Source organism: Candidatus Clostridium eludens (assembly GCF_045310515.1).
Taxonomy (GTDB): Bacteria; Bacillota; Clostridia; order Clostridiales; family Clostridiaceae; genus Clostridium_B; species Clostridium_B eludens.
Window position 1 is genome coordinate 88,174 of the sequence record NZ_JBJHZX010000012.1, and the last position, 12,204, is coordinate 100,377.

Below are 12,204 nucleotides of genomic sequence, written 5' to 3' on the forward strand. Positions count from 1 at the left end.
TTTAAAAAAATTTTTCATTTTTAAAACAAAACGAATAGGCAGATTGCAAAGATTTCAAATATAAAGGAAACTCTTGAAATTAGGGACCAGGTAGAGAAAAGGAGTCTACTTTTTTGAAAGTGATAAAATAAAATCGTCGATTATAGATTGAAAGCTTTCTTCTAAATTTACTTTACCATGGAAATATCCAAAAGAATGTAAGGAAACAAAACCATGTAAAAGACTTCTTAAGATTCGACTCTTATGGACCAAAAAGGTTTCATCCTTGATATAAAATTTTAAAAGCTGATGAATAATATGGGTAGTTTCTCTTGCTAAACGAAATAATTCAGAATCTTCCGTACTTGGAATACTCATGAAAAGTCCGTATGCAGTCTTACTTTCAAAAGCAAAATCTCTATAAACATAAGCAAATTCTTTTATAGCATCATCACCACTCTTACCGATTAAACTTTTTATTAATTTTAAATTCAATTCATTTAAAAGATACACTGTCATTTCTACTTTAAGGTTATCCATATTAGTAAAATGATTATATAAAGATGGATATTTTATACCTAATTTTTCAGCAATTTTTTGAAAAGTAACTTGGTTAAGACCAATTTCATCAGCTAAAGAAAAAGCAACTTGAATAATTTTTTCTTTGGTTAAATTTCGTTTCAGCATTTGCTTATCACTCCTTGTAATCCAACTCTATAAAAGTAGTTTAACACTATAAATTATATTTATCAAACTACAAATATAATTTTTTATTACAATAATAATTTACAAACTATAAATTATAGTTTACAATTAAATTAAGATAACCAATATTGTGACTGATACCAATTAGAGGAGTATGTTTATGGAAATGTGGAAGAGAAATTTAGTGGTTTGTTGGTTTGGAATATTTGTGGCTAGTATAGGAATGAGTCAAATTGCTCCAGTATTACCTCTTTATATACAACATCTTGGAGTTCATGATGCAGCTTCGATTACAAAAATTTCAGGAATTGCTTTCGGCATTACCTTTGTGCTTTCAGCTATTTTTTCACCAATTTGGGGTAGTGCTGCTGACAAATATGGGAGAAAACCAATGATACTTAGAGCAAGTCTTGGCATGGCTATAACTATAGGCTGCATGGGGTTTGCACCAAATGTATATGTACTTATAGGATTAAGGTTGCTTCAAGGTGCCATTACAGGTTATAGTACAGCTTGCACTGCATTGATTGCAACACAAACGGATAAGGAAAATGCAGGATATGCTTTAGGCACACTTTCAACCGCCAGTATTTCAGGCTCACTACTTGGACCAACGATTGGTGGTTTTATAGATGAAATACTTGGTTTACAAAGTGTATTTTTTATAACAGGAACATTACTTTTGATTTCATTTATTATAACTGCTTTATTTGTAGAGGAATCTTTCACTGGTGAAGATAAAAAAACCCTTAGTATAAAGGAAGTATGGAATTCTGTTCCAGAAAAAAGCTTGACTATTATAATGTTTGTAACCTTTTTTATATTAGCTGTTGCATTATATTCGGTTGAACCAATCGTAACAGTATATGTTAAGCAGTTATCTAATAACAGCAGTCATGTTGCACTCCTGGCCGGACTGACATTTTCAGCTTCAGGCTTGGCAAATATAATTGCGGCCCCAAGACTTGGAAAACTTTCAGATAAGATAGGTGCACATAAAGTCATATTGGTATGTCTTATAGGTGCAGGAATTATTTTCATACCACAAGCTTTTGTCCAAAGTACTTGGCAGTTGATGGGCCTTCGTTTTTTATTAGGATTAACATTGGGCGGACTTAATCCATCCGTCAACATTATATTAAAAAAAATTACACCATCTTCTCTTACAGGTAGAGTATTTGGTTTTGGCATGACAGCAGCATATTTGGGAGTATTTGGAGGTGCAGTTTTAGGTGGACAGGTGGCAGGATATTTTGGAATGAGATGTGTATTTTTTATTACAAGTGCATTGTTGTTTATAAATGCGGCATGGGTTTATTCTAAAGTCTATAAAAAACTTAGTTTAAATTAATAATTATTATATATATAAAATGAATGGAAAGGAGACATAAAATAGAAAATTCGAAGCTTAATGAAAATCAATTTATTGAAGCAGGAAGAACAGCACTGGTAGTCATAGACCTACAAAATGGAATTGTGAATAGGGAGCTTTCACTTACTCACTATAAGTTACATTTACAATAAAAAAGCAGATATTAAAAAAATATTGGGGTGATAAAATGAAAATTAAATGGTTTGGTCAAGCATGTTTCATGATAACTTCTGAAAATGGAAGTAAAGTATTAATAGATCCATTTAATAAAATGCTAGGTTATAAATTACCTGAAATCCAGGCTAATATAGTATCTATAAGTCATAATCACAGTGATCATAGCAACATAAACGCAGTGAAGGGAAGTTTTGTTCATATAAACGGACCGGGCAGATTCTTAAAGGATGGAATAGAGATAAAGGGTGTGGAAACATTCCATGATAAAGTCTCAGGATCTAAGAGAGGGAATAACACAATATATAACTTTAGAATTGATGGAATAGATGTTTGTCATTGTGGTGATCTTGGGCATATTCTAAGTTCCAACCAGATAGAAGAAATAGGTAATGTAGATATTCTACTTCTTCCTGTTGGTGGATTAGTCACAATTAATGCATTAGATGCTAATGAAGTAATGAAACAGTTAAACCCAACAGTTGTTATACCTATGCACTATAGGACAAAGGCGTTAGGCTTACTTGGATGCATGTTTAGTAAAGTTGAAAAGTTTATCTCTGTTTCAGGGCTTAAGGTAAAAGAGTGTGGTGAATTGGAATTAAACAAAGAGAATATTAAAAATTATTCAGGGATTGTTGTACTTAAATATGATTAAGATGAAATAAAAACTTATATTTCTTTAGAATTTGATTTTATCACAATGGCAAGGAAGTGTGCAAAACGTGTTATAATTATTCTTAATTGAGTCAAAGTTGTAAATTATGATGATTTTTTATTGAAAAATTAAGTGCATTTGAGCATACACAAGTTTTTCAATATAAGGAGGCAATCGAAATGAGAGGAGCATTTCTTACACTTTATGTGCTACTGCTTGTAATTATTATAATATCATATAGAAAAAGTGAATTTGTGTTTTGGGCATTTTTAACTGCATTTTTAATTTCATTAGCAATAACAGTTTACACGGTTGTTAGGACTTTAAAAGTTGTAAATAAGGGTATTGGCCTTACAAATAAAGGAAACGCTGAAGAAGCAATAGATTTTTTTTCAAGAGCTCTAGAGGGTTCAACCAAAACCACAAAGGCTTTGCCATTAGCTTATAGAGGAATGGTTTATTTAAGAATAAGAAGATTTGATTTAGCTTTACGGGATTTACTGGAATCATGCAAAATTGCAAAGCTTCCTTTAATCAATATTGTAAATGTTGGTGTTGTGTATACTGAGCTTAAACAATATGACAAAGCACTTAAGTACTTTTTGAAGGCAGTAGATCTAAAACCTAAATCCAGCATTGCATATATACATCTGGGACGGTTTTATTTACATACTAATGAATATGAAAGAGCAATAGAGGATTTAAACAGGGCAGTTGAACTTGCAAATGGAGAATTTCTAGGTAAGTCGAGAAATCTCTCCACTGCATACAGCAATTTAGGTATTATGTATACTAAATTAAAGGAATATGATAAAGCTGACGAATTTCTAGCTAAAGCAATTAAGATAAATATCAAAGCATCTGCGGTTGTAAAGGCTAATATCTATAAAAGTTATGCTCACTTACAAAAAATAATGGGAAATATTCAATTGTCAAGGAAGTATGCTTTAAAAGCCATTGAGATAGATCCATATGAATTTTTCTCATATAAAATCTTAGCAGAAGTTAATCTTATTCAAGATAATTATGATGGTTTTTATAAAAATTTTGAGATTTTTTTAGAGAAAAAAGTACTCAATATTGATGATGAAGACATTGAAGATGAAGTTTATAAAAAAGTGAAGAATGAAGAAAAGTTTCAATTGCTAATCCAAAATAGAGGTAGTGAGAACAAATATAATGATTTTAACACTGCTATAAATGATGATGAAATACTTTCTTATGACTTAAATACGAAACGAAATAGTAAAAATAAAAAGATAATAATCATCGGTATTTTTTTATTAATTATAGAAATAATTAATCTGCTTATGATAAATAAGCAACCTGCTAAAATACTTACTAGGACACCTGCAAGAACAAGTACGGTAAAAAGAACATCTTCCATCCATAAGATATATGAACAATATAACATAGATAATAGTAAGGTAATAGTCAATAGTCCCAAATTTAAGGTGTCTTGGAATAAGACCAATGTTAAAATCGGTGAAAAGATTAAATTTAGTGCTACTGGAATTGTTCAGACGGCCAAAATGAATAGTGTAAAAGTATTGACGGTTGAAAGTTATGACAATAATTTAGTTGGTGCCTATGTCATTCAAAGTGATGAAATAAAAATTGCAAATTTTAAAACAAAAAATAATAAAATTAAATCTTATATATTTATAATGCCTGAAAATGAAGATAAGATATATGAGTATGATTTTATTTTAACAGTAATACCTTAGTAAGGGGCTAGATAGATGTTTACAGCTTTATTATACATAACTTTAGTTGGGTATAAAAAGAGGCTGTGGCCGCCATGACATTAAATGGAATACCATAAGATATGAGCTTTGAATTAATTTTGAAATGCTATCAGTTGCTTTTTTTTCATTTTTTTATTCACATGGGAATACCATTAGTGTAAGTTAGATTATTTTCTATTGTTATGGTATTTGTCTTAAAATTTATATCTTTCACAAGATTATATTTGCTGGAATAATATATAGGGTTAAATATTAAATATCGGAGGAATTTTGGTGGGTTATTATGTTGCGGTGGAACCTGGTGTGAAGGTTTATGTGGAAGATGTAAATCCTAATGGAAATAAAACTATAGTATTTTTGCATGGCTGGCCGGGAGATCATAATTTGTTTGAATATCAGTTTAATATACTTCCTAAGAATGGGTATAGGTGTATTGGGATAGATCAAAGAGGATTCGGCAAATCTGATAAGCCATTTACAGGATATGATTACAATAGATTAGCAGATGATGTTAGACATGTGGTTGGAACACTGCAATTAAAAGATTTTACATTGGCAGGTCATTCTACAGGAGGGGCCATTGCTGTTAGATACATGTCAAGGTATAAAGAATATGGTGTATCAAAACTAGCTCTTTTTGCAGCAGCAGCTCCAAGTCTTATTAAACGTCCCAATTTTCCATATGGACTTGATGAGAAAACTGTAACTAATATTATTAATCAAACATATGATGATAGGCCTAAAATGTTAAGCGATTTTGGTGATATATTCTTCTTTCAGTATATAACTAAATCATTTGCTGAGTGGTTTTTAAGTCTAGGATTAAAGGCAGCGAGCTGGGCAACTATTGCAGTGGCAAATACATGGATACAGGAAGTATTATTTCGTGACTTGTCATCAATAACTGTTCCAACGTTAATTCTTCATGGGATTCATGATAAAGTTGTTCCATTTCAATTGGGAGAGGTACAAAATAAAAGTATTAGGGATTCAAGGCTTATACCATTGGAATATAGTGGACATGGGGCGTTTTATGATCAAAAGAACAAATTTAATGAAGAATTAATGAAGTTTATTGAAGAATAGAGCTTAAAGTTTACATGAGGAATGTTGTGATTAGTAGATCTCAATAATTAAGTACCGTACTATTTCAATGCAGGGCACTTGATTAAATTCAGGTGCTATTTTTGTCGAAAAAAATCAGAAAAGTTATTTTATATTGGTAAAGTTTTTTGGAATGGGTACGATTACATAAATATATGTTATTATCCTCATAATATAATTTGCTTATAACTTCCAATCCTAAATTTTTTACGATATACAATTGGAAAAATAAGTACCTAAAATGATAAAGTGGTACTTATTTTTTTTACATATATTTTAGATCTAATTGTTATTTAGCATTTAAGACATATTGTGGTAATAATCAGCATGTACAATAAAAGTGTCCTAAGCCATTAATACTTAGAGAAAAAATAAGTGCCTGTCATCTAGGGTACTTATTTTTATTTTGGAAATACTGACTAAATGGAATATTGTGGATAATGTGGATAAGCTGTTGATAATTTATAAAAATAGAGCATAAAATAATAAGTTATATGTTGAATGAAAGGAAAATTTTAAAGTTAAGGTATGGCTGGGACAATAATAAATGCATGAGAATTACTTACAGGACCAATCTAGAAAAAGGACTGCTAAGCCGCAATCCTCTTTCAAATGTAAATTAATTACGATTTAATAAGTCTGACTCCTAAATCAAATGCTCTTTGTAAATCCTCAGTCGATATTTTTTCCACACGATTAGATTTTTCTTCTTTATCCGGCATCGGATAAACGTACTTTGAATAATCGTCAAATAGGACGGTATTTGTCAAAGTCAGTAGTTCACAACTACCCAATGTGTGGCCCATAATTTCCGCAAAACTAGTTAAAGTATCCTTAAATCCTCTTTCAACATAAATTTTATCACTGACATTCATTGTTGCAATTAAAGCCGTTTTAAAGTTTTTTGGTTTAGGGCCTGTAGATGTACCACCATAATCAAGGTATTGAAAAAGCAATCTGTCTGTAAATGAACGCATTTGCCCTGATAAATTTCCATAATAAATAGGGGAACCAAGCACAATAACATCTGACTCCTCAATACGTCCCAGTAAAGGTTTAAGCTCATCATCTACCACACAATGTGCATAAAATTTACTATTTTTCAATTTACAAGAATAACAACCGATACAGTCCTTGTAGTTTAAATCAAAGAGATTTATAAATTCGGTTTCAGCACCCACTGATTTTGCTCCTTCAATGACTTGGTGTAACATTTTTGAGGTATTGCCCTGTTTTTTTGCACTACCACACACAGCTATGAGTTTCATAGATTATCCTCTTCTTTCTATCATTTAGTTGAAAATAATTTGTCAGCCAATCTTAAATTTACACACTCGCCCCATACATGACAAAATACCCTCGGCATCTTTCAATCGAGAGAGAGAAGAATGGATACGCTATGTTTATGGCATCCCCGATACATCGGCCCCTTATTTCACCTCTTACAATTAAATTATACAATATTACATTTATAAAGTATATAAAAATACCTGACATAGGAACACCTGATAAGCATATGAATGGGATTTTATTTAGGTGTTTTTTTGTATATACTCAATAGTTTTTCTATTCTTTTTATAATCTCAACCCTAACATAATCAGGTTCTAAGCATTCACATTTATCACCAAAGCGGAGAATCATATTATAAAAATAATCGTCTTCAACAAAAGGAAAATAAGCTATGTATTTATTATCTTTATAAAGCGTAATATTATCTTTACCACAGAATTCAATCATAATATCTAAAAGTGATTCATGAATAAGCAGTTTCAGAGTAATAGTTTTTCTATAAGTTTTAAAATAAATGTCTTGTGAATCATAATCAAACTCTCTGGGAATAAAGGTTTCTTCAAGAACTTCAAGTGAAGACATGTTAGAAACTTCAAAGATTCTAACATCTTCTCTCAAGGTACAGTAGCCTTGTATATACCAACTTGAATTTTTTAATACCAACCTATAAGGTTCTATTTTTCTTTCACTCTTTTGTCCTAGGCGATCAAAGTATTTAAAAGAAATAGGGCTGTTTTCATTGATGGCAGTTTTGATTTTTTTTAGGTTTAACTGTATTCTTTTATTGCAAAACCAAGGTGTATGATCAATTTTAATTCGATTTGTTTTTTTCTCAACTTGTTGAAGTTCATCTTTAGGAACTAATCCCTTAAGTTTTGCCATAGTGTTAAGAAGTTCTTGATTAGACATAGTTGAATAAATACTTTTAAGACCAATTAATAACTCAGTGATGTCTGAAAGAGTAAAAAGCTTTTTCTCTATTTTATATTCTTCCATTATACCAATGCCACCATTTGCACCACGATAAGTAATTATGGGAATACCAGCTTGATTTATTGTGTCTATATCTCTATAAATTGTTCTAAGATTTACTTCAAACATTTTTGCTAGTTCAGGTGCACTGATTTTTTTTCGTTGAAGTAATATCATGATAATTGATACTAATCTATCTATCTTCAAAATTATTCACCACCAAATTTATTTTACTTAATGATATAATCATGACATAATGATGTCAAGATTAGTGGGATATAATAAATTTGAAAAAGAAAGGAGAACATAAAAATGATAGAAATAAGCAAGGATTTATATCAATTTTCCATGCATATTCCACCTATGCATTTTACACTTCACCAATATTTACTTTTATCGGAGGAACCAGTACTAGTATCTACTGGTACTGTACAGCAGGCAAAACAAATATTGCCCCAAATTAAGAAGTTATTAAATGGAAAAGAGATAAAATATATTCTTTTCTCACATATAGAATCTGATGAATGTGGTGGATTACCAGTGTTTCTAAAGGAATACCCAAATGTAATTACAGTATGTTCTGAGCTTAGTGCTCGGGAATTAGCAGGATTTAGCTATACAGGAACAGTTCAAGCTAAAAAACAAGGAGAGTCATTAATTGGTAATGGTTTTTCATTTAGATTTATTGATTATCCATCAGAGGTACATCTTCAAAATGGTCTTGTTTTTTATGAAGAAACTAGAAAAATATTTTTAAGTAGTGATCTAATGCTGAGATTTGGTGATGCTGTTGGTCAAACAATTGATAGTGGTTGGAAAGAAGAAGTAGGAGCAATAAATATTGAACGAATTCCAAATGAAAATCAGTTAGCAGCATTAAAAAACAGTTTACTAGAAATAGAGCCTAATTTTATAGCTGTAGGACATGGATTTTGTGTAAACTGTAATAAAGAATTTTAATATAGGAAGATGAAAAGGGCATGTTATGAAAGAATATGATTTTAAGTTTAATGAATTTCTTCCGGAAGGTGTAATTATAAAAAGAAAAGGTCAGTTTATTATGATTTGTGAGATTAATGGCGAAATTAATAATTGCCATTGTCCAACAACAGGGAGAATAGGTAATCTAGATGTAAGTGGCCTGCCATGTTTACTTTCAAAAAGCAGTGATTTTAAACGGAAAACTCCGTATACAGTTGAGGCAGTGTCCCTGAATCGTCCAGAGGACTCTAATAAGTCATGGATTGGTATTAATCAAAATGCAGCTAATCGTTATGTGGAACATTATCTAGTAAATGGAGGCTTTAAAGATATGGTTGGATCAGAAAATGAGGTTTTTAGAGAGCAATTTCTTGGTGTATCTAAACTTGATTTTCTTGTGGGAAACACCTACCTTGAGGTGAAGACTCCTCTTCAGCATTTGCAGGTTGAGTATCCAGATTATATAAAAACAAAAAAAGTCACTCCATTTAGTTCCACTGATAGATTTGTAAAACACATAACAGAATTGGGAAAGAGTCTTCAAAGCCACCAAAGGGCTATCCTTTTAACATGCTTTATCTATGATAATCCTGGTTTTGAGATAATTGAAAAAAGTACTAACTTTGAAGAAGTAAGAGCAGCAGTAGATAAAAGTATTGCATTAGGCGTTGAGATGTGGCAGGCTAATTTTGAAATCCAGCCAGAAGGTGTTGGATTAGTACGATATTTTAAGAGAGAAGTTTAAAATAAATGGTAATAATTAAACGAAATCAAGTTGAGGATAATACATAGGTTGGATTATACGAATTTATGTATTATCCCGAATTTATGCAAAACTAATTAATTATTATTTTTGAACATGAAAATAAACCAAAGATAATCTTATGTGGTTTATTATTTCCTTTAAAAAATTTCTGTAAAAAGATATATGGTATGCTTTAATGCTGTTATTTTCAAAATGGATACTTTAAATAAGGCATACCAGGTGATCTGAAATAAGCATATCTACATCTTCTTATACATTTAGTTACGTCTATTTTTATGGCCTTCCATTTATTATTCTCTTTGATAAATTGACCAACTTCTATGTCAGTGCCATTGGTAAGCTGAAAAAATTTAAATTTGTACTCATGTCCATCAGTACTTGTCACATAAATATTTTTAACATAACCGATTCGTTCTGTTGGATGTCTTTTTTTGATAAGATTGCACCAACCTCCATAAGTAGTATCTACATATAATTCAGCATTGTGTGCCCAGCCGTGATAGGCAGCACATAGAAAATCTTGTCCTCGCAAGTCTATATTAGAAATTTTGTATTTCCCATTTTCATTTTTTAAATATATAAATCCATAATAATATGCAAAACTTGTATTTCCATTTACAGAAGGTTCTATTACTTCAATTTCAAAAAAATATTTATATCTTTCAGGTAAGGTATTTTTATTAGTTAAATTATTAAGTTTTATCAAACTAATATGACCAGTGTTTTTAAATAATTTCATGTAGTTAGTGAAAGATACATTTGCCTGGTATTCTGATGTGAAAAAGTTGTATGAAATTGGATAAGGGGCTAAAGCATTTCCAATGGTTCCACATCCACCTTTTGACATATTAGAAGCTTCTTTTAATATACTAAAATAATTTATAATAGTATGCCTGGGAGAAGAGAATAGGTAAGCTGGTAAATCTATCTGATTATAATATTTATCAAAAAAATCATAGTCAAAGTTTCTAATATTTAGTGATGGTAATTTTGAAGGTCTAAAATACTTTTCATTACGTTTAAATATATAATAATCATTGTTATTTGAATTTATCAAAGTTTATACACTTCCACATTAATAGTTAACAATAATAGTATATTGAATTCATCTATAGTAGGTGTAAATTTGAAGAATAATAGTAATGTCATTGGTATTCTTTATAGTAAATGTTGTAATACAATGTAAAAAAGGCAACCAAAGCTGTCTATCTTCCTTGTTACAATTAAATACCGCAATACTAGTACCGATAAGCAAGATAGATATTATGAAAATCTTTTCGTAGATGGGACAAAAATTGAAGCTAATGCTAATAGATATACATTTGTTTGGAAGAAATCCGTCAACAAAAATGAAACAAAAATGTTTGTAAAAATACTCAAATGTATTAAAACAATCAATCCTGAGTATATAACTAACTTCGCACTTACAAAAGAAACGCTGCTGGATGACATAGAAAAGGTATTGAATTATCTTGAGGAAAAGCGTCAGCAGGATAAGATGGAGTTTGTCCGTGGTATTGGAAAGCGAAAGACAAAGCTCCAAAAGCTCAAGGAAGAACTTGAAGATTACTATGAGCGTCAAGAAAAATATAATACTCATAATCAACTGTTTGATGGAAGAAATAGTTATTCTAAGACAGATCCTGATGCAACTTTCATGCATATGAAAAATGACCATATGTGAAACTCACAACTGAAACCAGGATACAATGTTGAGATTGGCGTTGAAAGCGAGTATGTCACAGGAGTTGGAGTGTTCCAAGACAGGAGTGATACTACCACATTGATTCCTTTTCTTAAGAATCTACAATCAAATCTTGGAGCGACTTATCAAAATGTAATTGCAGATTCTGGATATGAGAGCGAAGAGAATTATTTGTATTTAGAAAAGAATACTGAGAATTACTACATAAAGCCTCAGACATATGAGAAGTGGAAGAAGAAAAGCTTTAAGAACAACATAAGCAAACGGGAGAATATGACCTATGATGAAGAAAAAGATGAGTATATCTGCCACAATGGGAAACACTTACTACCTGTTGGTATAACGCATAGAACATCAGCAACTGGATATAAATCAGAAATAACTATATGTGAGTGTGATGATTGCAGTTCATGTAAATTTAAGCCCAAATGCACTAAAGCTGCAGGAAATCGAAGGATGCAAGTATCCAAAACCTTTGTTGAAAAACGCCAAATATCCCTTGAAAACATAACTTCTTCCAAAGGAATTCTATTAAGAGTTAATCGCTCAATACAAGTTGAGGGTGCTTTTGGTGTTCTCAAAAATGACTATCAATTTAATCGATTTTTAACATGTGGCAAAAGCAGTGTAAAAACTGAATTTATACTGCTTTGTTTTGCATATAACATAAATAAGTTACACTCAAAAATACAAAATGAAAGATGTAGAATGCATCTTCATAAAATCAAGCCTGCCTAAATTCTAAGAAA

Annotated in this window: 10 protein-coding genes and 1 pseudogene; 7 read left to right on the top strand and 4 right to left on the bottom strand. The window is 30.8% G+C overall.

Annotated elements, in window-relative coordinates; all coding sequences use genetic code 11:
* Positions 1-105: 105 nt before the first annotated feature.
* Positions 106-666, bottom strand: a complete 561-nt coding sequence (locus ACJDU8_RS09760) for a TetR/AcrR family transcriptional regulator (protein ID WP_406791964.1) — start codon at positions 664-666, stop codon at positions 106-108.
* 178 nt (positions 667-844) lie between these two features.
* On the opposite strand from ACJDU8_RS09760, the gene ACJDU8_RS09765 reads away from it, so the two are divergent.
* From ACJDU8_RS09765 to ACJDU8_RS09780, 4 genes are all read left to right on the top strand, one after another.
* Positions 845-2,035, top strand: a complete 1,191-nt coding sequence (locus ACJDU8_RS09765; protein ID WP_406791965.1) for a multidrug efflux MFS transporter — start codon at positions 845-847, stop codon at positions 2,033-2,035.
* Between the two features lie 208 nt (positions 2,036-2,243).
* Positions 2,244-2,888, top strand: a complete 645-nt coding sequence (locus ACJDU8_RS09770) for an MBL fold metallo-hydrolase (RefSeq protein WP_406791966.1) — start codon at positions 2,244-2,246, stop codon at positions 2,886-2,888.
* Between the two features lie 179 nt (positions 2,889-3,067).
* Positions 3,068-4,615 carry a tetratricopeptide repeat protein gene (locus ACJDU8_RS09775; protein ID WP_406791967.1) on the top strand — a complete coding sequence of 516 codons (1,548 nt, stop codon included), beginning with the start codon at positions 3,068-3,070 and terminating at the stop codon, positions 4,613-4,615.
* Positions 4,616-4,909: 294 nt separating this feature from the next.
* Entirely contained in the window at positions 4,910-5,722 is an 813-nt protein-coding gene (locus ACJDU8_RS09780) for an alpha/beta fold hydrolase (RefSeq protein ID WP_406791968.1), read from the top strand.
* Positions 5,723-6,363: 641 nt separating this feature from the next.
* Here ACJDU8_RS09780 and ACJDU8_RS09785 read toward each other — a convergent pair.
* On the bottom strand, positions 6,364-7,008 hold the full coding sequence (locus ACJDU8_RS09785; RefSeq protein ID WP_406791969.1) for a flavodoxin family protein: 645 nt from the start codon (positions 7,006-7,008) through the stop codon (positions 6,364-6,366).
* 260 nt (positions 7,009-7,268) lie between these two features.
* A complete protein-coding gene (locus tag ACJDU8_RS09790; protein ID WP_406791970.1) occupies positions 7,269-8,210 on the bottom strand; it encodes a helix-turn-helix transcriptional regulator in 942 nt (313 codons plus the stop codon).
* A gap of 105 nt (positions 8,211-8,315) precedes the next feature.
* On the opposite strand from ACJDU8_RS09790, the gene ACJDU8_RS09795 reads away from it, so the two are divergent.
* Complete coding sequence (locus tag ACJDU8_RS09795; RefSeq protein WP_406791971.1) at positions 8,316-8,963, top strand: oxygen-binding di-iron domain-containing protein; 648 nt, start codon at positions 8,316-8,318, stop codon at positions 8,961-8,963.
* Positions 8,964-8,988: 25 nt separating this feature from the next.
* Entirely contained in the window at positions 8,989-9,729 is a 741-nt protein-coding gene (locus tag ACJDU8_RS09800) for a DNA/RNA nuclease SfsA (protein ID WP_406791972.1), read from the top strand.
* Positions 9,730-9,937: 208 nt separating this feature from the next.
* Here ACJDU8_RS09800 and ACJDU8_RS09805 read toward each other — a convergent pair whose 3' ends face one another.
* Positions 9,938-10,807, bottom strand: coding sequence for a hypothetical protein (locus ACJDU8_RS09805; protein WP_406791973.1), 870 nt, complete (start codon positions 10,805-10,807; stop codon positions 9,938-9,940).
* A 207-nt stretch (positions 10,808-11,014) separates the two neighbouring features.
* Here ACJDU8_RS09805 and ACJDU8_RS25980 point away from each other — a divergent pair.
* A pseudogene (locus tag ACJDU8_RS25980) lies at positions 11,015-12,193 on the top strand (transposase); the annotation flags it as partial.
* Positions 12,194-12,204 lie beyond the last annotated feature (11 nt).

Coding starts and splice junctions, on each gene's coding strand:
- ACJDU8_RS09760 (WP_406791964.1), bottom strand. CDS start 666: ATGCTGAAACGAAATTTAACCAAAGAAAAAATTATTCAAGTTGCTTTT.
- ACJDU8_RS09765 (WP_406791965.1), top strand. CDS start 845: ATGGAAATGTGGAAGAGAAATTTAGTGGTTTGTTGGTTTGGAATATTT.
- ACJDU8_RS09770 (WP_406791966.1), top strand. CDS start 2,244: ATGAAAATTAAATGGTTTGGTCAAGCATGTTTCATGATAACTTCTGAA.
- ACJDU8_RS09775 (WP_406791967.1), top strand. CDS start 3,068: ATGAGAGGAGCATTTCTTACACTTTATGTGCTACTGCTTGTAATTATT.
- ACJDU8_RS09785 (WP_406791969.1), bottom strand. CDS start 7,008: ATGAAACTCATAGCTGTGTGTGGTAGTGCAAAAAAACAGGGCAATACC.
- ACJDU8_RS09795 (WP_406791971.1), top strand. CDS start 8,316: ATGATAGAAATAAGCAAGGATTTATATCAATTTTCCATGCATATTCCA.
- ACJDU8_RS09800 (WP_406791972.1), top strand. CDS start 8,989: ATGAAAGAATATGATTTTAAGTTTAATGAATTTCTTCCGGAAGGTGTA.